The organism is Thermocatellispora tengchongensis, from assembly GCF_014202315.1.
GTDB classification, from domain to species: Bacteria; Actinomycetota; Actinomycetes; order Streptosporangiales; family Streptosporangiaceae; genus Thermocatellispora; species Thermocatellispora tengchongensis.
This window is the reverse complement of record NZ_JACHGN010000006.1, coordinates 193,403-213,290: the sequence shown is the minus strand read 5'-3', so window position 1 is coordinate 213,290 and position 19,888 is coordinate 193,403. Positions and strand designations below refer to the sequence as shown.

Here is a 19,888-nt window from a genome sequence, read left to right as displayed (position 1 = left end):
GCGGCACGTTTCCCCGCAAAGGTTGGTCAAACCCCGGCGATTCCGGAGGATGCGCCGGAGCCGGACCCGTCACAGTGACTCCGTCCACCGTTTCGAGAGGCCCGTGATGACCATGACCCGCTCGCGCGTGGCGGCGCCGGCGGCGCTGCTCGCGCTGGCGGCCGTCGCGTACGGGGCGGGCCAGCTCCTGCTGGTGCCGCCGTCGCTGGGCATCGGGTGGGACGAGGCCGTCTACGCCGGGCAGTACGCCGCGCACGCGCCGCCGCCCCTGTTCAGCGCGCCGCGCGCCCGCGGGGTGCCGCTGCTGGTCGCGCCGGTGGTGATGCTGACCGACTCGGTGCCCGTGCTGCGCCTGTACCTGGCCGTGATGTCCTCCCTCGCCCTGTACGCCGCCTTCGCGGTGTGGCTGCGGGTGCGCCACGACCGCTCGGTGCCGCTGGCCGCCCTGCTGTTCGGCGGGTGCTGGCTGTCGCTGTTCTACGGCCCGCAGGCCATGCCCAACCTGTACGTCGCGCTGGCCGGGGTGGCGTCCGCCGGGTTCCTGGTCCTGGGCGGGCGCTCGCGGCTCGCGCCGTTGGGCCTGGCCGGGTCGATGGCGGTGATGTCGCTGATGCGGCCCAGTGACGCGCTGGTGGCGGCGGCGGTGCTGGCCGTCGCGGCGCTGGCCGTGCCGGGATGGCGGCGGATCGGCTCACTGGCCGGTCTCGCGGCGGGCCTGGCGGTGGGGTGGGGCCAGTGGTCGGCCGAGGCGGTGGCGGCGTTCGGCGGGATCGGCGCGCGGCTGCGCGAGGCGGGCGAGCACAACAGCGCGGGCTGGACGGTGACCGTCGCCGAGCACGCCCGCGCCCTCGACGGCCCCACGCTGTGCCGCTTCGGCGCCGACTGCGGGCCGATCTCGCCGGTGGCGCTCCTGTGGTGGCTGGCCATCCCGGCGATGGCCGGTGTGGGCCTGTGGGCGGCCCGGCGGGACGGCCACCTCGGCCCGATGCTGCTGGCCGCGGTCTGCGGCGTGGCGATGGCGCTGCCGTACCTGTTCTACGTCGGCTACGCCGCGCCGCGGTTCCTGCTGCCGGCGTACGCGCTGCTGGCGCTGCCGGTCGCGGGCGCCGTGACGGCGCTGACGGTGACGGCGCAGCCGGGGTGGCCAGCCACCACAGCAGCGCCACCGGCCGTGAGAGGGCTGGCCGTGGTGGTGGCCGCGGGGGTGCTGGCTCACCTGGCCCTGCACGGGGCGGTCGCCCACCGGATGGCGGCGATCAACGTGAAGGTGCGCGAGGAGGTGCGCCTGGCGGCCGAGGGGCTGCGCGCCCGGGGTGTGCGCCCGCCGTGCATGATCTACGGTGAGTCGGCGGTGCAGATCGGCTACCTGATCGGATGCGACTCCCAGGGCATCGTGCGCCGGTTCGGCGAGCGCCCGGCGGCGCGGGTCAGCCGGGCCCTCACCCGGGGCGACCGGGTGGTCGTGGTCTACGGCGAGGTACGCCCGCCGTCGTACGTCGCCGCCTGGCCGGGCGGCGACCTGCCCGGCGGCCTGCGGGCTCACTTCGCCCCCTGATCCGGGACCCGCTCGCCCCGCCGCGCTCCCCGCGCGTACCGCAGCACGGCGGCCCCGGCGAAGTAGGCCACCAGCGCCCAGGTGGCCAGGCCCGCCGGCCCGTGGTCCCCGGGGCCGGGCACGGCGATGCCCAGCAGCCCGGCCAGCACCGCGGCGACGCCGGCGAGCGCGAGCGCGGCCCCCCGCGCGCCCCCCTGCGGGGCGGGGCCGGGTGGCACGCGCCGCTCCACCGGCCCGAACACCGCGACGAGCGCGGCGAGGATCACGGCCAGGACCGCGAGCCAGGGCAGGCGCAGCAGCACCCACTCGGCCGACCCCGCAGGCGGCTGCGGGAACAGGCCGGTCGGGTACAGCGCGAGCACGCCGAGCACCGCGGCGGTCATGTGCCACAGGAACAAGGTCATGATCACCGAGTTGACCGCGACCACGACGGTCCACGGGCGGGGCCGCCGCAGCCACCGCGCGGCCGGGTCGTGGCACAGCAGCGCGATCCCGGTCTGCGCGAGCGCCAGTGCCAGCAGGGCCAGGGTGGGCGGCGAGGTGTTCTGGATCTCCTCTCCGGCGATTCCGACCATGCTGACCGGATACGGGCCGAACACGGTGAGCAGCACCAGGGCGGCCAGCCCGAGGAGCGCCAGCGGCAGCGCGACGGCGGGCCGCGTGGGCAGCAGCCCGTCCCGCCAGGCGAAACCGAGCTGGTGCACGGCCAGCCAGGCGAGCAGGAAGTTGGCCTGGCCCGCCTCCGGCGTCCCCAGCGCCAGCCGGGCCAGGTCGCCCAGCCCCACCAGCGCGGTGAGCGCGAGCGGCACGGCGAGTCCGGCGCGGCGGTGCAGGGCGTACATGAGCGGGGTGAGCGCCACCACGGCCAGGTAGGCGATCAGGAACCACAGCGGGATCGCGGCCAGCCACACGGCGATGCCGACCAGGCGGGGATCGGCCCCGGCGGCGCGGGCCGAGAGGGCGCCCGCGGTCAGCACGGCCAGCAGCGCGGTGGTGGGACGGACCAGGCGTCCGGTGCGGTGCAGCGTCCAGCCGGCCGCGTCGCCGCCGCGCCGCCGCCAGGAGGCCAGGGAGGCGGCGTTGGCGTAGCCGCCGACCAGGAAGAAGATCGGCATCACCTGGAACAGCCAGGTCAGCGGGCGTGTCCAGGGCACGAGGTCCAGGACGCTGCCGCCGCTCATCCCTTCCGCCCCGTAGGTGACGTGCACGGCCAGCCAGTGGCCGACGACCACCGCGACGATCGCGACCGCGCGCAACAAGTCCATGGGACGATCCCGGCTCTCGGGCGTCCGCTCCGCCAGCCGCCGCACCGGCACCACCCGGCCCTCTCGCGCCTTCCCCCCGCGCCGGGCCGGCCACCCGGCGGGCCCGCTCCCGGGTTGCCCTACCCCGGGTGCGCCCCTTCCATGACGGTGCGCCAGGCTGACCGTATGACGAACGGGCAGCCCGATCCCGGCGAGGACGCCTGGCGCGCGCTGGGGGCCGAACCCGGCCTGTGCCGCGATTGCCGCCACAGCCGGCTGAACCAGACGCGGCGCGGCACCGCGTACCTGCGCTGCACCCGGGCGGCGTGGGACGAGAGGCTGCCGCGCTACCCCCGCCTGCCGGTGCTGCGCTGCCCCGGCCACGAGCCCGAGACGGAGTGACGCGCCCCGCCCGGCTCGGGCCGGGCGGGGCAGGTCAGGCGCCGGCCTGGTGGAGGGCGGTCATGAGCTCGTCGCGCAGGCCGGGGCACAGGGCGATCGTGGCCGCGGACGCCGTGGTGTGCTCGGTGCCGTCCCGGTCGAGCACCAGGCCGCCGGCCTCGCGCACCAGGAGCGCTCCCGCCATGGTGTCCCAGGGCAGGTTCGACAGGATGACCGTGGCGTCGAGCCTGCCCTGCGCCACCCAGGCCAGGTCGATCGCGGCGCTGCCGAGCATCCGGATGCGCTGCGCCCGGCGGCCGAGCAGGCCCAGCAGCGCCAGCCGCACCCGGTTGTCCGGCTCGGCGTCCGGGCCGACGGCGAAGTCGCCGATCGAGATCATCGCCTCGGGCAGGCCGGTCGTGGCCGAGGTGCCGATGCGCTCCTCCCCCGCGTACGCCCCCCGCCCCGCCGCCGCGGTGTAGCGGGCCCCGAGGAACGGCAGGTCGATGGCCCCCACCACGGGCCGCCCGTCCTCCACCAGGGCCAGGGACACCCCGCACAGCGGTATCCCGCGGGCCAGGTTCGCGGTGCCGTCCACGGGGTCCAGGACCCACCACGCCGAGTCGCCGGCCGCGCCGGTGCGTCCGTGCTCCTCCCCCAGCATGGCGAGCTCCGGCGTCTCGGCGGCCAGGAAGGCCCGGACGGCGTCCTCCACGGCCAGGTCGATGTCGGTCACCATGTCCCGGTCGCCCTTGGCCCGCACCGAGCGGGGCGCCCGCGACAGGACGATCTCGCGCGCGATCTCCACGGCCCGGGTCGCGACCGGCAACAGCGCGGAGTGACCGCTCCGCCGGCCGGGCCTGTCCCCGAACACGTCGCCGGTCGGGTGACCGGGTGCGTGGCCGGACATGTGGCGGGGCGTCTCCCCGGGCGTGTTCCCAGGCATAGCCCTGGGCGTGTTCCCGGGCATGTCCCCGGGCGTGTTCCCGGGCATGTCCCCGGGCGTGTTCCCGAGCATGTCCCCGGGCGTCTGGCCGGTCACGCCGGGCCCCCTGCCGAGCCGGTGCGGGCGGCGGCGTCCAGGTGCGGCAGGTCGTGGCCGAGCCGGTCGCGCTTGGCGGTCAGGTACTGGATGTTGTGGTCGGTGGCCTGGACCAGCAGCGGCACCCGCGAGGCCACCACGATCCCGTGCGCCTCCAGGGCGCGGATCTTGTCCAGGTTGTTGGACATCAGCCGGACCGAGCGGACCCCGAGGTAGGCCAGCACCCTGGCGGCGGGACCGAAGTCCCGCTCGTCCACGGGGTAGCCCAGGGCGGTCGCCGAGTCCACGGTGTCCAGGCCGTGCTCGTCCTGCAGCAGGTGGGTGCGCACCTTGGCGACCAGGCCGATGCCGCGCCCCTCGTGCCCGCGCAGGTACACCAGGACGCCGTTCCCCCGGCGCACGATGGCCTCCAGAGCCGCGTCGAGCTGATCGCCGCACTCGCACCGCATCGCGCCGAAGATGTCGCCCGTCACGCACTCCGAGTGCACCCGGACCAGCAGGTTCTCGCGCCCGCGGGTCTCGCCGAGGACCAGCGCCAGGTGCTCGTTCCCGTCACTCGGGTCGCGGAAGGCGACGCTGCGGAAGGTGCCGCGGCGGGTCACCAGGTCCGCCTCGGCGACGTCCGCGGCCGCGATGCCGTCGTCACGCATCTGTCTCTCCTCGTGTCTCACCGGGGACGGCGGCGCGCAACGCGGCCTCGCGCGTTGCGTACCGGGGTGTGAGGGCGCAGGCTGGCGGGCTATGAGCGAATCCACCCTGCCTCTGCCTCTGCCTCTGCCTCTGCCGACGGCCACGGCGACCGAGGAGGGGTGCCGGCGCGCCGACGTGGCGCTGCTGCCCGTGGGCAGCTTCGAGCAGCACGGGCCGTTCCTCCCCCTGGCCACCGACACCCTGGTGGCCTGCGCCATCGCCCGCGCCATCGCCGCCGCCCATGCCGTGCTGCACCTGCCGCCGGTGACGATCTCCTGTTCGCACGAGCACGAGGCCTGGCGGGGTACGGTCAGCATCTCTGCCTCGACACTGTACGCCGTCATACGTGACATCGCGGACTCTCTGCACAGATCCGGCGTGACCCGGCTGGTCATCGTCAACGGCCACGGCGGCAACTACGTGCTGGGCAACGTCGTGCAGGAGGCCGCCGCCGCGGGGCGGCGCATGGCCCTGTTCCCCGGGCCCGGCGACTGGGACGCGGCCCGCGCGGCGGCCGGGCTTGAGACCTCCTCGCAGAGCGACATGCACGCGGGCGAACTGGAGACGTCCATCCTGCTGCACGCCCACCCGGACCTGGTCCGGCCCGGGTACGACCGGGGCGACCTGCTGTGCGACGATCGTCCTCACCTGCTCACCCTGGGCATGGGCGCGTACACCGATACGGGGGTCATCGGCAGGCCGTCACTCGCCTCGGCGGCCAAGGGCGAGGGCGTCCTCGCCCACCTGGTCGCGGCGTTCGGCGGGTACCTGGAGGTGCTGCGCTCCTGACGGGCCCGCGCGCCGGGAGCCCGCGCCGCGCCGCAGCATCAGCACCGCGGCGCCGGGCAGGCTCGCCGCGAAGGCGAGCACGCCGTACACGACCGCCACGCTGAGCCCCTGCTCCGCGCCGAGCCCGGCGGCGCCGAACGCCAGCGCCGACAGCGCCTCGCGCGGCCCGAACCCGCCGACGTTCACCGGCAGCGCCATGGCCAGCAGCGCGAGCAGCGACAGCGGGAGCAGCCGTCCGGCCGGCGCGGCGGCTCCCGCGGCCCGCGCCGCCACCAGGAACAGCGTGACGTGCCCGGCCAGCGCGACGGCCGACAGCGCGAGCACCCCCGGCCAGGCGTCCCGGGCGAGCAGGCCGCGCCGTACGTCCTCCAGCGTGGCGCGCAGCCGGGACGCGGCGGCCGTCCGCCGCCACAGCCGGACCGCCGGGACGGCCACGGCGCCCAGGACGGCCAGGGCCCCCAGGGCCGCCAGGACGGTGACGGCCCCGGGGGCGGGCGCCATCCCGGCCGCGAGCGCGCCACGCAGTCCGGGGTCGGCCAGCAGCGCGAGCGCCCCGGCGGCGATGAGCACCACCTGCCCGCCCGCGCGTTCCAGCACCACGGCGCGCACGCCCCGCCCCAGGTCGCCGGCGTCGCGGCCGTGGCGGACCGCCCGGTGCGCGTCGCCGAGCACCCCGGCGGGCAGCACCGCGTTCAGGAACAGCGCCTGGTAGTAGTCGGCGAGCGCGGTGCGCCTGCGCAGCGGCAGGCGCAGCCGGCGCGCGACCAGCCGCCACCTCCAGGCGCAGCACACGGTGGTGACCAGCCCGATCCCCAGCGCGGCCAGCACGTCGGACGCCGTGACGAGCCGCACGCCGTCCAGGAACGCGCTTGCGCCGAGCCGCCAGGCCAGCACGGCCAGGATCACGAGCCCGGCGAGGGTCCTCGCCCACGGCCACAGCCGGGCCGCGAGGACCCTCACCGGCGGCGCGGCCGGGCCCGCCACGTGCGCGACGACGGGCGGCGCGGTCATGCGCGGCTCCCTTCCCGGGCGCGGGCCGGTGACCCGGGCTCGGGAGGGAGGGCGAGGAGGTCCTCGTGGCCGACGACCACGCTCAGGCGGCCGGAGGCGCAGGCGGCGAGCCGGCGCTCGGCGTACGTGGCGGTGTGCGGGCCGAGGGCGGGGCGCTGCTCGCGGGCGGCGGCGACCCAGCCGCGCAGCCAGGACGCGATCAGGCCGGCCTGGTCCGGGCCGAGGCGCCACGGGCTGGGGGCGCGGTGCACGGACCACCCGGCGCGGGCGAAGGCCGCGGCGGCCACGGCCGGGGCGTCGGGCCCCAGCAGGCGGCGGCCCCCGGTGACCCGGCGCTGGTGGTCGTTGAAGGCCGCGCCGAGGTCGGCGTCCAGCGGGTCGGGCGGGTCGAGCGCGACCCGCCCGGTCACCGACAGGCACAGCAGGGCGGGGACGCCGGCGCGGACGCACGCGCCCGCCACGGCCTCGGCCTCCTCCGCGGTCAGCAGGTCCAGCAGCGCGGACGCCGTCACCAGGGAGGTGCCCGCGAGGGATTCGGCGGGCAGGCGGGTGACGTCGCCCCGCTCGGGCTCGGCGGTGACCCGGCCGGTGTCCTCGGTCAGGGCCGCCACCGCCAGCGGGAGCAGGTCGGGGTCGCGGTCGTGCAGGATCCAGTGCTGGGGGCCGGGCAGGCGGGGGGCCAGCCAGCGGCCCATCGAGCCGGTGCCGCAGCCGAGGTCGCGTACGACGAGCCGGCCGCCGGGGCGGGGCGCCGCGGCGAGGCGGGCGCGCAGCGGGGCGAGCAGGCCGGGGGCGCGGGCCTCGGCGTCGGCGCGCTCGCGCAGGGCCAGCCAGCCGGGGGTGAAGCGGGGGGAAGAGGTCATGTGGTTCGCAGTGGCTGCCATCGCATCCGTTCCAGCACGCCGCCCATGCGGCGCGCGGTCGCTTCCCACCCGGGAAGGATCTTACGCCGCGCGCGGGCCGCCGCGCGCAGGCTTCGCCGCAACTCGGGCTCGGTGAGCCAGCGGCGCAGGGCGCCCGTCAGGGCCGCGGGGTCGTCCGGGGGCACGAGCATGCCGGGCACACCGCCACCGGGCACGCCGCCGCCGGGCACGCCGCCGCCGGGCACATCGCGGGCGGGCACATCGCGGGCGGGAACTCCGCCGCCGGGCACGCCGCCGTCAGGCGCCCGGCCCAGCGTCTCGGGCAGCGCGTCCACGGCTGTGGCCAGCACCGGGATCCCGCGGGCCAGCGCCTCGGTGACGACCATGCCGTACGTCTCGCCGCGCGAGGCCAGCACCACCAGGTCGGCGGCGGCGTAGCACTTCTCCAGCGCCTCGCCGGTGCGCGGGCCCGCCAGCCGCACCCGGCCGCGCAGGCCGAGATCCCCGATCAGCCGCCGCACCCGGCCGGCGTGGGCGGGGTCGCGCAGCGGGCCGGCGCACACGCAGGCCCAGGGCAGCCCGGCGAGCGGGGCGAGCGCGCGTACCAGCAGGTCGTGGCCCTTGCGCGGGGTGACGGCGGCGACGCACAGCAGCGAGGACGCGCCGTCGGTGCCGGGGGCGAGCGGCGCCGGGTCGGCGCCCGGCGGGACGACGTGCACCACGGCGGGGTCGAGCCCGTGCCGGCCGGCCACGGCCCGTGCCGCCCACGGGCTGGTGACCAGCACGGCCGCGGCGGCGCGCAGCGTGGCGCGCTCGGCGGCGTCCAGGGAGGCGGCGATCCCGGGCGGGAGCCCGGTCTCGGCGGCCAGCGGCAGGTGCACCAGGACGGCGGTGCGCAGCCGCCGCGCCTCGGGCGCCACGATCTCCGGCACCCCGCAGGCCACCAGGCCGTCCAGCAGCACCACCGCGCCGTCGGGAAGCGCGGCGAGGGTGCGCGCCAGCTCCGCGCGGGCGTCCGCGCCGGGCCGGGGCCAGGCGCCGGGGATCGCGGACTCGGCGACCGGACGGCCCAGCGCCGCCAGGCCCCGGCAGACGCGCCGGTCGTAGACGTTGCCGCCGCTCGGCACGCCGGGGTCGTCCACGTCGCCGGGCATGATCACATGGACCGGGCCGTCGCCGCCGGTCACAGCGCGCGCTCGTAACTCGCCCAGGCCACGTGCGACTCGTGCAGGGTGACGGTGATGCCGGTCAGGCCGCGGGCCCCCTCGCCGAGCGCGCCCGCGCGCACCCGGCCGGCGAGGCGGTCGGCGACGACCTTGGCCAGGAACTCGGTGGTGGTGTTGACGCCGGCGAAGTCGGGCTCGTCGTCCAGGTTGCGGTAGTTCAGCGCGCCGAGCACCGCCTTGAGCTCCTGGGCGGCCAGGCCGATGTCGACGACGACGCCGTCGGGGTCGAGTTCCGGCCGCCGGAACGTCGCGTCCACCACGTACGTCGCGCCGTGCAGCCGCTGGGCCGGGCCGAAGACCTCGCCGCGGAAGCTGTGCGCGATCATCAGGTGATCGCGGACGGTGATGCTGAACAACGGGTGCCCTCCCGGTCTGCGGGCCGCGCGCGGCCGTGGGATCTGCGGTGGGATCTGCGGTGAGATCCGCCGTGGGATCTACGGCGGACCGTACCCGATCCTCACGCACAGACCAGGCAGTTCTCCCTTGACAAGGAGCGGCATCACCCTCGGCAGCTCGGCGAAGGCGTACTCGCCGCTGATCAGCGCGTCGTAGGCCGGGTCGGCGAGCAGGCGCAGGGCGAGCGCCATCCGGTCGGCGGTGGTGCGCCGGGCGCGCCGGGCCGGGGACACCGCGCCCACCTGGCTGCCGCGCACGACCAGGCGGCGCGAGTGGAACGCCTCGCCCAGGGGCACGCTGACCGGCCGGTCGCCGTACCAGCTCAGCTCGATCACGGTCCCCTCGTCGGCGAGCAGTTCCAGCGACCGGGCCAGCCCGGCGCCGGTGGCGCTGGCGTGCACCACGATGTCGCACTCGCCCGCGGCCTCCCCGGGCGTGGCGAAACCGACGCCGAGCGCGGCGGCGACCTCCGCGCGCGCCGGGTCCACGTCCACGAGCTGCACCCGCGCCCCGGGGAGGCCGGCCAGCAGCCTGGCCACGCAGCAGCCGACCATGCCGGCCCCGACGACGGCGATCCGGTCGCCGACCATGGGCGCGGCGTCCCACAGCGCGTTCACGGCCGTCTCCACGGTGCCGGCCAGCACGGCGCGCTCCGGGGGCACGTCCGGCGGCAGCGGGGTCACCGCGGCGGCGGGCACCACGTAACGGGTCTGGTGCGGGTACAGGCAGAAGACGGCCCGGCCGCGCAGGTGCGCCGGCCCCTCCTCGACCACGCCGACGCTGAGGTAGCCGTACTTGACCGGGCCGGGAAACTCGCCCTCCTGGAACGGCGCGCGCATCGCCTCGCGCTGGCCGGGCGGCACGCCGCCGCGGAAGACCAGCGACTCGGTGCCCCGGCTGACGCCCGAGTAGAGCGCGCGGACCAGCACCTCGCCCTCGGCGGGCTCGGGCAGGGCGGCCTGGCGGATCTCGCCCTCGCCCGGCGAGCGGATCCAGAAGGCGAACGCCTCGCGCCGCATGAGCCTCCCCGCGTAGTCGATGATCGGGTTCAGCCCGATGATAGGCGGCTTCGGGCCTATCATCCGGAGGCGACACATTGGAGGCGGTTTGCGGATACCCACCGGGCGTCCCGTCGCGGCGGTGGCCCGGGAGCCCGTGGCCGGTGCGGCGCTTCAGGCGGTCCTGCTGGTCGTGCTGCACGCCTGGGCAGGGCTGCACCCGGCCGGGTGGGCGGCCGGGGCCGGTTACGCCGCGGCGCTGTCGGCTCTGCTCGTCCGGGCGCTGCTGCGATCGGGCGAGCGCTCGCTGGGCCCGGCGGGGATCGTCACCCTGGTACGCGCCGAGCTGGCGGGGGGCGTGACGGCCCTGGTGGTATCGGCCGCGTTCGCCCCCGGCGTGCCCAGGGCGCCCATCGTCGCGCTCGGCGCGGCCGTGCTGCTGCTGGACTGGGCCGACGGCCAGGTGGCCCGGCGCACCGGCACGGAGACGGCGCTCGGCGCCCGCTTCGACATGGAGGTGGACGCCTTCCTGATCCTGGTGCTCAGCGCGTACGCCGCCGCGTCGGCCGGGCCGTGGGCGCTCGCGATCGGCCTGATGAGGTACGCCTGGGTCGCGGCCGGCCGGGCCGCCCCCTGGCTGCGCGCCCCGCTGCCGCCCAGCCTCGCCCGCAAGGCGGTGGCCGCGGTGCAGGGGATCGTCCTGGTGGCCGCGGCGGCCGGAGTGACGCCCCGGCCGGTCACCACGGCCATGGTGGCGGCGGCGCTCGCGCTGCTGGCGTGGTCCTTCGGCCGCGACGGCGTGGGCCTGTGGCGCACCCGGCACCGGCCCTCATCTGGGTAAAGATCCGGCATGGCGGTATCGCGAGGTCTGCCGGTCATGGAGCGGTGTCGTTAGCCTGCGAACGTCGGGCACCAGTCACGCTCTAGGAGTGATCATGGCCTCTCGCCTCAACCCGTACATCAGCTTCGCCGGCGACGCGCGCCAGGCCATGGAGTTCTACCGGGACGTCTTCGGCGGCGACCTGACCGTGGCCACCTTCGGCGAGTACGGCACGAAGGAGGCCGGCTACGCCGACAAGATCATGCACGCCACGCTGCAGACCGCGAACGGATTCACGATCATGGGCGCCGACCTGCCGCCGGGCATGGAGTACTCCCCGGGCAACACCATGGCGGTGAGCCTGAGCGGCGACGACGCGACCCAGCTCCGCGGCTACTGGCAGAAGCTGTCCGAGGGCGGCACGGTGTCGGTGCCGCTGGAGAAGCAGATGTGGGGCGACGAGTTCGGGGCCTGCACCGACCGGTTCGGCGTCGCCTGGATGGTGGACATCGCCGGTAGCTGATGGTTTGACCTGGAGTGCGCTCCAGCAGGTTGACTCGGCCACATGACCACTGACCACGCGATAGCCACCCGTACGCTGGGCACCGCCTCCCCGTTGACCGTCTCCACGCTCGGCCTGGGCTGCATGGGCATGTCGGAGTTCTACGGCACCACGGACGAGGCGGCCGGCATCGCCACGATCCGCCGCGCCCTGGACCTGGGCGTCACCTTCCTCGACACCGCCGACATGTACGGCCCGTTCACCAACGAGCAGCTCGTCGGCAAGGCGGTCGCGGGACGCCGCGAGGAGGTGCGGCTCGCCACCAAGTTCGGCAACGAGCGGCTGCCCGACGGCACCCGGGTCGGCATCAACGGCCGCCCCGAGTACGTACGGGCCGCCTGCGACGCCTCCCTGCGCCGTCTGGGCGTGGACCACATCGACCTGTACTACCAGCACCGCGTGGACCCGAAGGTGCCGATCGAGGAGACCGTCGGCGCCATGGCCGAGCTGGTCGCCGCGGGCAAGGTGCTTCACCTCGGGCTCTCCGAGGCCGGGCCGGAGAACATCCGCAAGGCGCACGCCACCCATCCGATCACGGCGCTGCAGACCGAGTACTCCCTGTTCACCCGGGACCTGGAGGACGCGATCCTGCCCACGATCCGGGAGCTGGGCATCGGCCTGGTCCCCTACTCCCCGCTCGGGCGCGGCATCCTGACCGGGGCGATCTCGGCGGGCAGCCTGGAGCCGGGCGACTCGCGCGCCGGCGCCTACTTCCCGCGCTTCCAGGGCGAGGCCCTGGAGGCCAACCTGGCGCTCGTCGCCAAGGTCCGCGAGCTGGCCGAGGCCAAGGGGGTCACCCCGGGACAGCTCGCGCTGGCCTGGGTGCTCGCCCAGGGCGAGGACGTCGTGCCGATCCCCGGCACCAAGCGGGTGAAGTACCTGGAGGAGAACGTGGCCGCCGTCTCCGTCACCCTCGACGCCGGCGACCTGGCCGCCCTGGAGCGTGCCGTCCCGCGCGGAGCCGTCGCCGGCGCCCGCTACGGCGACATGTCCAGCATCGACGAGTGACATCGACGGGTGACATCGACGGGTGACCGACGCCGGTGACCCATGCCCGGTGACCCACGCCTGCTGACCCACACCCGGTCACCCACACCCGGTCGCCCACACCCGGTCACCCACACCCGGTCGCCCACACCCGGTCACCCACACCCGGTGACCCACGCCTGGTGATCGGCGCCGGCGCAGGGCGGCCCGCGACGCGCGGCCGGGAGTTCGCCGGGGCCTTCGCCGGGTAGGGCGAGCAGGCATGGGAGTGGAGAAGGCGGGGCTGGAGCGGGAGGACCGGGTCGTCGGAGGGCTGCGCGTCGCGACGTACCGCAGGCGGGGGCCGGGGCCGGCGGTGGTGTGCGTGCACGGGGCGGGGGTGTCCAGCAGGGAACTCCTGCCTTTCGTCAGGGCGCTCGGCGAGCGGCACGACGCCTGGACCCTCGATCTGCCCGGCTTCGGGGCCAGCGCGAAGCCGCCGCGGCCCCTGACGCTGCCCGCCCTCGCCGACGCCGTGGCCGGCTGGGTGGCGGAGGCCCGGCTGGACCGGCCGTGCCTGCTGGGCGGCTCGTTCGGCTGCCAGGTGGTGGTGGACACCGCGGTACGGCACCCGGGAGTGGCCGGCTCCCTGGTGCTGGCGGGACCGACGGTGGACCCGCGGGCGCGTTCGCCGTGGCGGCTTGCCGGGCAGTGGCTGCGCAACTCGGTGCGGGAGAGCCCCCGCATGGCCCCGCTGAACGTCGCCGACTACCTGGACGCGGGCCCGCGGCGGGTGCTCGCGGCCTTCGGCGAGTCGATGCGCGACCGGATCGAGGACAAGCTCCCCCTGGTCCAGGTGCCCGCCCTGGTCGTGCGCGGCGGGAAGGACCGGATGGTGCCGCAGTCCTGGGCCGAGGAGGTGACCCGGCTGCTGCCGTACGGGCGGCTGGTCGTCATGGACGGGCTGCCGCACATGACGCCCTACCGCGACCCGGAGGGGCTGGCGCGCCTGGTGACGGGCTTCCTGGACGGGGCGCGCGAGGAGGCGGCGTGAGGCCGGGCAGGGCGGTCGCCTCGTTCGACTCTGCGACCGGGATGCTGCGCGCGCTGGCGCGCTTCCTGCACGGGCGGGACGTGCCGCTGATCGGGCAGGGCCCCGCCGCGGCGGAGGCTCCGGCCGCCGCGCTGCTCGGCCTGGCGAACCGGCTGCCGCGCCGGCTGAAGGAGCGGGCGTACGCCGCGGGCGGCTGGGCTGAGGCCGTGCCGATGCGCCGGGTCGGCGACATCCGCTCCGGCGACCTGGCGCGCTGGGTCGCGGGCCACTACCCGGAGCGGCGCAGCGAGGTCGCGTTCATCGGGTCGAGCAACGGGGCCCTGGTGCACCTGGCCGCGGCGCTCGCCGCGCCATGGCTGCCGCAGACCCTGCTCATCCCGGTGCGCCGCCACGGCGTCCACCCCGACGAGCCCCGCGAGGACCTGCGCCGCACCCGGGCGGCCGGGGAGGCCCTGACCGCCGCGAACCCGGACCTGGTGCTGCACCAGATGCACGACGCGAACCAGGACCGCTTGATGATCGCGGGGATGTCGTACTTCCGGGTCAAGTGGCGCAGGCTGCCGGAGGCGTACCGGCGGTACCTGGAGCGGAACCTGGCGCCCGGCGGGACCCTGGTGGTGGCCGACTGCGGCCTGCGCTGGCCGGTGACCCGGATCGGGCCGCGTCACGTGTTCCAGCACGGCGCGCTGGGCGGGGCGACTCCGCGGGAGTACCACGAGGGCGGACCCCGGGTGGCGGACTACCTGCGCCGCTACGGGTCCCCGCACCGCAGGTGGGACTACCCGCCGGTCGATGAGGAGAGCCCGGAGGCGGAGTGGGGGTTCGAGCCCGCGCTGCTGCCGGACCTGGAGGAGCTTGCCGCGCGGAACGGCTGGCGGCTGGCCCGGATGGGCTTCGCCGCGCCCGAGGACCTCAGCCCGGTCGTCGCCGACCTCTACCGCGCCTGGTACCGCCGCCGGGGGCTGCCGGCCGACCGGCTGCTCGCCGAGTGCTTCCTGCTGCTCGAACCGTACTGGACGCTGCGCAGCGGGTCGGTGCCGTACTGGCTGGTGTTCAACACCGAGCCGTCCTGCGCCGGCCTGGCCGGATACGTGGACCGCGCCGGCCCGTTCGCGGAGATCAGGCTGATGCTGTTCTCCCACGGCGTGGAGTCGGTGGGGCTGGCCTCCGCCGAGCGCTGGCGCGAGGTGCTGGCGCGGGCGGGCAAGATCGGCGTGTTCACCGGCGTGGACACCGCGGCGTACCTGCGTGACTTCGCCGGTCTGGCGCTCGCCCACCGGGAGCTGGCGCGGATCATGGCCACGGCTCCGATGCCGCCGCCGCTGGAGTGGCGGGTCGCGGAGGAGTTCCTCGCCGGCCGTGAGGAGATCGAGTGGTCCGAGGCGGGCGCGCGCGCCGGCCTGCCGGTCGGCCGGAATCCCTCCGCGCCCGGGACGGATCGGTGAGAACCCGGCATGCCGGGCGCCCGGATACGGGTTTTCCCGGATGCCGCCCGGCCCGCCTTCATGACACTCTGTAGTCGCTCGATTCCGCACAGTCGCTACACCCGAGGAGCGATCATGAAGGCGAAGACTCTCGTGGCCGCCGGCGTCGGCGCCCTCACGCTGGCCGTGGGGCTGCCCGGGGCCTTCCAGGCGCAGGCGCACGCCGCGGGGCGCGCTGTGTGCCCCGACGGCGCCGTGTGCCTGTGGGACGACAACGACTTCAGGCCGAGCGGCTGCTATATGGAGTGGCGGCCGTCCGACGGCACCAAGGCCCTGCCCGGCTGCATGGTGGACGACGTCGGCTCGTTCATCGCCGAGGCCCACGCGTGCTTCGTCGACACCTACAGCGGCGGCATCCGCGAGTCGCACCGGGCCCAGCCGGGCGACTACTCCCGGGCTTATGAATACGGCGGGAAGTTCGGCAACCGCATGGACCAGATCCGGCCCTCCTGCTGACCACCGGGTCCCCGGGGTGGAGCGGCCCCCCGCTCCGCCCCGGCCCGCTCAGCCCACCACCCGGGGCGGCATCCGCCAAGGCCCGCTCAGCGTGCCGCGCTGGGCTGCATCCGCCCCGGCCCGCCTCAGCGTGCCGCGCTGGGCTGCATCCGCCCCCGCCTGCTCAACATGCCACCCTGGGCTCCATCCGCCCCGGCCTGCTCAGGACGCCACGTCCGGCTCCATCCGCCCCGCCTGCTCAACATGCCACCCTCGCCGCATCCGCCCCGCCTGCTCAGCGCCACCCTGGCCCCATCCGGCCGGCCTGCTCAGCGTGCCGTCCCGGGTGGGAACAGTTCCTCCAGCCGTGCCTCGCTCACGCTCACCCGGTTGCCGAAGTCGAACGACCGGGCGTAGACGCGCCGCCCGATCGGCTCGCCGGTGGTGAGCAGGGCGAGCATGTCGGCGTCGCCGTCGGCGGCCATGGCCAGGAACCTGCGGTCGCCGTCCTCCAGGCGGCCGACCACGATCCCCGTACGCCGCCCGTCCCGCGCGTGCTTGACGGTGTAGGTCTCGATCACGCCCCAGCCGTCGGCCCGCAGGGCCTGCGGCACCCCCGGCCAGGAGTCGATCTCGGCCTGCAGGGCGGCGCTGTCGTCGGGCCGCCACCCGGCCGGCGTGGTGGAGTAGACGCCGGCGGAGTACTTGCTGAGCAGCCCGCCGTTCGCGCCCACCAGGCCGTACGCGCCGGGCTGGGCGCGCAGCCGCTGCACGATCTCGGCGATGGCGTGCATGGAGTAGTTGTTGCCCGCCCCGCCGAAGAACGGCAGGCCGCCGGTCACGGTCAGCTCGCGCGAGCCGTCGGCGGGCAGGCCCAGGCCGTCGCAGATGTTCGACACGGCGATCGGGAAGCAACTGTAGAGGTCGATGGCGGCCAGGTCGGCGACCCCGATCCCGGCGACCTCCAGGGCGTGCCGCACCGCCATGACCGAGGCGGGCCCGGCGCCGAGGTCGGCGCGGTCGAGCGGGTCGCGCTCGCGCACGTCGGCGTGGCCGTGCAGGAACACCCACCGGTCGCGGGGCACGCCCAGCCGCGCGGCCTCCTCCACCGAGGTCAGCAGCACGGCCGCGCCCTGGTTGACCTTCTCCCTGGCCACGATGTAGCGGGTGTAGGGCTCGGCGACGAACCGGTTCCGCTCGGTCGGGGTGACCAGTTCCTCCGCGGTGCGCTCGACGGGGGCGGCGGAGTGCGGGTTGGCCGCGGCGACCTTGGTGAACGGCGCGAACAAAGCGCCCATCGCGGCGGCGTACTCCTGCCTGCTCTGCTTCAGCCGCGCCCGGCGGGCGTTGTCGAACAGGGCGTACCGGCTGGGCGCGTCGGTCAGGCCGTGGACCGCCTCGTACCGGGAGAACATGCCCTCCAGGCCGTAACCCCGGTCCTCCAGGTCGCCCTCGACGGTCTCGCCGAAGTCGGGCCGGTCGTCGGCGCCGGCCAGGTGCTGCACGGTCGAGATGGCCTCCGACCCGGTGAGCAGGACCGCGCGGGCGCCGCCCGCCGCGATGACGGCGGCGAACTCGTTGACCAGGTGCTGGGGCCCCTGCCCGCCCACGACCTCCAGGATCGCCCGCGCGGGGGCGGCGCCCACCCGGTTGGCCACCGACCGGGGGAAGTTGTCCGACCGGCCCAGCGGGGCGGGCGCGCCGGGGCCGGAGATCTCGAACTGGCGCACCCCCGCCACCGTGTCCACGGCCGCGGCCACGGCGGCGGGGTCGGCGCGGGTGTCGGCGAGGGCCTCGCGGACCGCCGCGGCGGCCAGCTCGACGGGCGACAGGCGCCGGTAGCCGGGCTCGCCGATCCGCTCGGAGGACTGGCCGACGCCCACGAGCACCGGGGTACGGGGGTCGATGTCCTGCCAGGTCATCATCACGCTCCATTCAGGACGCATTCCGTCCCGAAAATACCCGAGCGTATCCCCGGCGCCGAGGGCGGGAGAGCACGCCCCCGGAGCGGGAGCCGTTGTGGTCTACTGTCGCCCTTGAGGAGGTGACCCGGTGTCCGAATCCGCGACGAGCACCACCGGGCCAGGTCGCCCCCGCGACGCGGAGGTCGATCGCAAGGCGCTGCGGGCGGCCATCGAGCTCTACGCCGAGCTCGGATGGGCCAAGTTCACCCTCGACGCCGTGGTGCGCCGGGCCGGGATCGGCAAGGCCGCGGTCTACCGGCGCTGGCCCGGCCGCGAGCGGCTGATCGCCGACGCGGTGGAGTGGGCCCTGGTCTCGCCCGCCATCGCCATCGACACCGGCGACCTGCGCGAGGACCTGCGCGAGCTGGCCAGGTCGATGATGGCGCACTACCTGGGCCCGTACGGGCTGGCCGGGCTGCGGCTGCACGTGGAGGCGCGCGCCTATCCCGCGCTGTTCGCCGGGCCGTCGGCCACGATCCGCCGCTCCCGGGTGCTGGAGGCCCGCGCGATCATCCGCCGGGCCATCGCCCGCGGCGAGCTGGGCGAGCACGCCTCGCCCACGCTGATCCTGGACACCCTCCTCGGCGGCGTGCTGAACCATGTGCTGGCCACGCCCGAGGAACTGCGCGCGGAGATGGCGGCGCGCAGCGACCGCTACGTCGAGGACCTCACCGAGTTCGTCCTCACCGCGGCCAGGGCGATCTACCCGCCGCCCGGCCGGGGGTGACGCGCTCACCCCGGCCCCTGCCGGCGGCCTCCCGGTGGCCGTCCTCCGGTCCCAGCGCCTCAAGGCCCGTAGCCGCCCTTGCCCAGCGGGCGCAGCACCAGCCGCGTGCCCAGGGCGTACACCGCGCCGGCGGCCACCGCCGAGGGGATGCCGGCCGTGATGTGCTCGTAGGGCGGGTGGGAGACGTAGGTGAGCGGGTTGAGCAGGTAGACGTAGACGGCGACCCCGGCGGCCAGCGCCGCGAAGCCGACCGGGTTCACCCCGCCCCAGAAGTGGTACGCCGAGCGGCGGGAGGGGTCGAAGGCCGCCGCCACGTCCAGCCGGGCGCGGCGCAGCAGGTGGTAGTCCACGATCTGGATGCCGGCGATCGGGCCGAACAGGACGCCGCAGAGCGTCAGGAAGGTGCCGAAGCGGGCGGAGAAGGGGGCGGCGAGGAAGGCCGACACGACCGCCACCGGCAGGATCGGCGCCAGCGTGCTGACGTTCCAGGGGATGCGGGCCACACGGGGGATCTGGCGCAGCGCGAGCGTGGCGACGTACACGCCGACGATGGCCGTGCCGATGTTCGCCAGCACGATGAAGGCCAGGGCGGTCATGCCGACCCCTACGCCGCCGAGCTCCAGCAGGTGGCGGCTGGGGTCGCCGCCGGAGCCGGGCACGGCCAGGCCCGTGTACAGGCCGATCAGCGAGACCAGGCCGACCGACAGGCCGAGCCCGACCACCGCGGGCCACAGCGTGGCGCGGGTGCTGGGGGCGAGCCGGATGATCGCCCCGGTGTAGGCCCACCAGGACAGGTTGCTGGCCACCAGCAGTTCCACGCCGGTGGCGTAGTTGAAGGCGTGGTCCGGGCGGGCGGAGGAGGGCCGGGCGGCCGTGATGGCGTCCCAGCCGACGTGGCGGATCAGCAGCACCAGAACCACGGCGCCCAGCACGATCACGCCGGCCGCGATGTAGGTGGTCATGTCGCGCAGCGAGTCCGGTCCCCGGCGCAGGCCGTACCAGACGACGGCGGCGCCGGCCAGCGCCAGGCCCGCCTCCAGAGGGGCGCGGGCCGGCGGCGGCAGGTCCGCCGCGGCGATCAGGACCTCCGCGCCCGCCCTGGCCAGGGAGATCATCACGACGATGTTCCAGCCGACCGTGGAGACGCACACCAGCGCGGTGGCGAAGACGGAGCCCCGGGTGCCGAGCTGGGCCCTGCTGACGACGACGGAGTCCACGCCGTACTTGCCGCACGGGGGCAGGCAGGCCAGGACCACGGGCAGCATGCCGAGCAGCGAGCCGCACAGGGCGGTCAGGGTGCCCTCGGCGGCGTTCAGGTACGCGGCGACCTGCCCGCCGATGGCGAAGCACCAGGTGGCGACCGCGGTGGCGGCCGAGGCGCAGAACACCGCCGGCGGGCCCCAGGGACGCTCCGACCGGGGCAGCGGCCACCCGTTGCGCACCTCCGCCGGCGCGCCCTCGGCCGTGCCGGTCACATCACCGCCCCGGCCCACAGCGCGGCGAGCGGGAGGACCAGCGTCACCAGGACCAGCAGCGCGTAGTCGCGCCGGGTGAAGGGCACTCCCTGCTCGGCGGGCTGCTCGATCCGCTCCAGGAGAGGCCGCGGGAGGATCGGATCCACGGGCATGTCCTGGACCTCCTTGCGTCGTACGCGAAAGCGGCGATCCCTATACCCGAAAAA

General features: G+C 75.9%; 21 protein-coding genes. 10 read left to right on the top strand and 11 right to left on the bottom strand.

Features of this window, described 5'->3' with window-relative positions; translation table 11 throughout:
- Positions 1-112: 112 nt before the first annotated feature.
- Positions 113-1,555 carry a hypothetical protein gene (locus HNP84_RS15770; protein ID WP_185050457.1) on the top strand — a complete coding sequence of 481 codons (1,443 nt, stop codon included), beginning with the start codon at positions 113-115 and terminating at the stop codon, positions 1,553-1,555.
- Here the strand turns inward: HNP84_RS15770 and HNP84_RS15765 are convergent.
- Entirely contained in the window at positions 1,540-2,820 is a 1,281-nt protein-coding gene (locus tag HNP84_RS15765; protein WP_221336317.1) for an acyltransferase family protein, read from the bottom strand. The two genes, HNP84_RS15770 and HNP84_RS15765, sit on opposite strands and share 16 nt — an antisense overlap.
- Positions 2,821-2,985: 165 nt before the next feature.
- Between HNP84_RS15765 and HNP84_RS15760 the strand changes: the two genes are divergently transcribed.
- Positions 2,986-3,201: a hypothetical protein gene (locus tag HNP84_RS15760; RefSeq protein WP_185050455.1), complete on the top strand. Its 216-nt coding sequence runs from the start codon at positions 2,986-2,988 to the stop codon at positions 3,199-3,201.
- A gap of 34 nt (positions 3,202-3,235) precedes the next feature.
- Here the strand turns inward: HNP84_RS15760 and HNP84_RS15755 are convergent, their stop codons facing one another.
- Positions 3,236-4,090, bottom strand: a complete 855-nt coding sequence (locus HNP84_RS15755) for an inositol monophosphatase family protein (protein ID WP_185050454.1) — start codon at positions 4,088-4,090, stop codon at positions 3,236-3,238.
- Positions 4,091-4,218: 128 nt separating this feature from the next.
- Complete coding sequence (gene ribA / locus HNP84_RS15750; protein ID WP_185050453.1) at positions 4,219-4,872, bottom strand: GTP cyclohydrolase II; 654 nt, start codon at positions 4,870-4,872, stop codon at positions 4,219-4,221.
- A gap of 91 nt (positions 4,873-4,963) precedes the next feature.
- On the opposite strand from ribA, the gene HNP84_RS15745 reads away from it, so the two are divergent.
- Positions 4,964-5,701 carry a creatininase family protein gene (locus tag HNP84_RS15745; RefSeq protein WP_185050452.1) on the top strand — a complete coding sequence of 246 codons (738 nt, stop codon included), beginning with the start codon at positions 4,964-4,966 and terminating at the stop codon, positions 5,699-5,701.
- On the opposite strand, the gene HNP84_RS15740 is transcribed toward HNP84_RS15745, so the two are convergent.
- From HNP84_RS15740 to HNP84_RS15720, 5 genes are all read right to left on the bottom strand, one after another.
- Positions 5,615-6,712, bottom strand: a complete 1,098-nt coding sequence (locus HNP84_RS15740) for a lysylphosphatidylglycerol synthase transmembrane domain-containing protein (RefSeq protein WP_185050451.1) — start codon at positions 6,710-6,712, stop codon at positions 5,615-5,617. The two genes, HNP84_RS15745 and HNP84_RS15740, sit on opposite strands and share 87 nt — an antisense overlap.
- Positions 6,709-7,575 (bottom strand): class I SAM-dependent methyltransferase, encoded by an 867-nt coding sequence (locus HNP84_RS15735; RefSeq protein ID WP_185050450.1) that lies wholly within the window; start codon positions 7,573-7,575, stop codon positions 6,709-6,711. Before HNP84_RS15735 ends, HNP84_RS15740 begins: the two co-directional genes overlap by 4 nt.
- Positions 7,572-8,729: a glycosyltransferase family 4 protein gene (locus tag HNP84_RS15730; RefSeq protein ID WP_185050741.1), complete on the bottom strand. Its 1,158-nt coding sequence runs from the start codon at positions 8,727-8,729 to the stop codon at positions 7,572-7,574. The genes HNP84_RS15735 and HNP84_RS15730 overlap by 4 nt, the downstream gene beginning before the upstream one ends.
- A 29-nt stretch (positions 8,730-8,758) precedes the next feature.
- Positions 8,759-9,157 (bottom strand): 6-pyruvoyl trahydropterin synthase family protein, encoded by a 399-nt coding sequence (locus HNP84_RS15725; protein WP_185050449.1) that lies wholly within the window; start codon positions 9,155-9,157, stop codon positions 8,759-8,761.
- 78 nt (positions 9,158-9,235) lie between these two features.
- A complete protein-coding gene (locus tag HNP84_RS15720) occupies positions 9,236-10,216 on the bottom strand; it encodes a zinc-dependent alcohol dehydrogenase (RefSeq protein ID WP_185050740.1) in 981 nt (326 codons plus the stop codon).
- Between the two features lie 88 nt (positions 10,217-10,304).
- Here HNP84_RS15720 and HNP84_RS15715 point away from each other — a divergent pair, with 88 nt between their 5' ends.
- The 6 genes from HNP84_RS15715 (at position 10,305) to HNP84_RS15690 (ending at position 15,537) form a co-directional block, all read left to right on the top strand.
- Positions 10,305-11,036 (top strand): CDP-alcohol phosphatidyltransferase family protein, encoded by a 732-nt coding sequence (locus HNP84_RS15715; protein WP_246518200.1) that lies wholly within the window; start codon positions 10,305-10,307, stop codon positions 11,034-11,036.
- Between the two features lie 94 nt (positions 11,037-11,130).
- Positions 11,131-11,538, top strand: a complete 408-nt coding sequence (locus HNP84_RS15710) for a VOC family protein (RefSeq protein ID WP_185050447.1) — start codon at positions 11,131-11,133, stop codon at positions 11,536-11,538.
- Positions 11,539-11,580: 42 nt separating this feature from the next.
- Positions 11,581-12,585 carry an aldo/keto reductase gene (locus HNP84_RS15705; protein WP_185050446.1) on the top strand — a complete coding sequence of 335 codons (1,005 nt, stop codon included), beginning with the start codon at positions 11,581-11,583 and terminating at the stop codon, positions 12,583-12,585.
- Positions 12,586-12,826: 241 nt separating this feature from the next.
- Entirely contained in the window at positions 12,827-13,597 is a 771-nt protein-coding gene (locus tag HNP84_RS15700; protein WP_185050445.1) for an alpha/beta fold hydrolase, read from the top strand.
- Positions 13,594-15,042, top strand: a complete 1,449-nt coding sequence (locus HNP84_RS15695) for a hypothetical protein (protein WP_185050444.1) — start codon at positions 13,594-13,596, stop codon at positions 15,040-15,042. Before HNP84_RS15700 ends, HNP84_RS15695 begins: the two co-directional genes overlap by 4 nt.
- A 114-nt stretch (positions 15,043-15,156) precedes the next feature.
- Positions 15,157-15,537 carry a peptidase inhibitor family I36 protein gene (locus HNP84_RS15690; protein ID WP_185050443.1) on the top strand — a complete coding sequence of 127 codons (381 nt, stop codon included), beginning with the start codon at positions 15,157-15,159 and terminating at the stop codon, positions 15,535-15,537.
- A gap of 308 nt (positions 15,538-15,845) precedes the next feature.
- Here HNP84_RS15690 and HNP84_RS15685 read toward each other — a convergent pair whose 3' ends face one another.
- On the bottom strand, positions 15,846-17,441 hold the full coding sequence (locus HNP84_RS15685) for an acetyl-CoA acetyltransferase (protein ID WP_246518199.1): 1,596 nt from the start codon (positions 17,439-17,441) through the stop codon (positions 15,846-15,848).
- 127 nt (positions 17,442-17,568) lie between these two features.
- On the opposite strand from HNP84_RS15685, the gene HNP84_RS15680 reads away from it, so the two are divergent.
- Positions 17,569-18,207 (top strand): TetR/AcrR family transcriptional regulator, encoded by a 639-nt coding sequence (locus tag HNP84_RS15680; RefSeq protein ID WP_185050442.1) that lies wholly within the window; start codon positions 17,569-17,571, stop codon positions 18,205-18,207.
- A gap of 59 nt (positions 18,208-18,266) precedes the next feature.
- Here the strand turns inward: HNP84_RS15680 and HNP84_RS15675 are convergent, their stop codons facing one another.
- Positions 18,267-19,682, bottom strand: a complete 1,416-nt coding sequence (locus tag HNP84_RS15675) for a cytosine permease (RefSeq protein WP_185050441.1) — start codon at positions 19,680-19,682, stop codon at positions 18,267-18,269.
- On the bottom strand, positions 19,679-19,834 hold the full coding sequence (locus tag HNP84_RS15670; RefSeq protein ID WP_185050440.1) for a hypothetical protein: 156 nt from the start codon (positions 19,832-19,834) through the stop codon (positions 19,679-19,681). Before HNP84_RS15670 ends, HNP84_RS15675 begins: the two co-directional genes overlap by 4 nt.
- Between the last annotated feature and the right edge of the window lie 54 nt (positions 19,835-19,888).

Coding starts and splice junctions, on each gene's coding strand:
- HNP84_RS15770 (WP_185050457.1), top strand. CDS start 113: ATGACCCGCTCGCGCGTGGCGGCGCCGGCGGCGCTGCTCGCGCTGGCG.
- HNP84_RS15765 (WP_221336317.1), bottom strand. CDS start 2,820: ATGGACTTGTTGCGCGCGGTCGCGATCGTCGCGGTGGTCGTCGGCCAC.
- HNP84_RS15760 (WP_185050455.1), top strand. CDS start 2,986: ATGACGAACGGGCAGCCCGATCCCGGCGAGGACGCCTGGCGCGCGCTG.
- HNP84_RS15755 (WP_185050454.1), bottom strand. CDS start 4,090: ATGTCCGGCCACGCACCCGGTCACCCGACCGGCGACGTGTTCGGGGAC.
- ribA (WP_185050453.1), bottom strand. CDS start 4,872: ATGCGTGACGACGGCATCGCGGCCGCGGACGTCGCCGAGGCGGACCTG.
- HNP84_RS15745 (WP_185050452.1), top strand. CDS start 4,964: ATGAGCGAATCCACCCTGCCTCTGCCTCTGCCTCTGCCTCTGCCGACG.
- HNP84_RS15740 (WP_185050451.1), bottom strand. CDS start 6,712: ATGACCGCGCCGCCCGTCGTCGCGCACGTGGCGGGCCCGGCCGCGCCG.
- HNP84_RS15735 (WP_185050450.1), bottom strand. CDS start 7,575: ATGACCTCTTCCCCCCGCTTCACCCCCGGCTGGCTGGCCCTGCGCGAG.
- HNP84_RS15730 (WP_185050741.1), bottom strand. CDS start 8,729: ATGCCCGGCGACGTGGACGACCCCGGCGTGCCGAGCGGCGGCAACGTC.
- HNP84_RS15720 (WP_185050740.1), bottom strand. CDS start 10,216: ATGCGGCGCGAGGCGTTCGCCTTCTGGATCCGCTCGCCGGGCGAGGGC.
- HNP84_RS15710 (WP_185050447.1), top strand. CDS start 11,131: ATGGCCTCTCGCCTCAACCCGTACATCAGCTTCGCCGGCGACGCGCGC.
- HNP84_RS15705 (WP_185050446.1), top strand. CDS start 11,581: ATGACCACTGACCACGCGATAGCCACCCGTACGCTGGGCACCGCCTCC.
- HNP84_RS15700 (WP_185050445.1), top strand. CDS start 12,827: ATGGGAGTGGAGAAGGCGGGGCTGGAGCGGGAGGACCGGGTCGTCGGA.
- HNP84_RS15690 (WP_185050443.1), top strand. CDS start 15,157: ATGAAGGCGAAGACTCTCGTGGCCGCCGGCGTCGGCGCCCTCACGCTG.
- HNP84_RS15685 (WP_246518199.1), bottom strand. CDS start 17,441: ATGATGACCTGGCAGGACATCGACCCCCGTACCCCGGTGCTCGTGGGC.
- HNP84_RS15670 (WP_185050440.1), bottom strand. CDS start 19,834: ATGCCCGTGGATCCGATCCTCCCGCGGCCTCTCCTGGAGCGGATCGAG.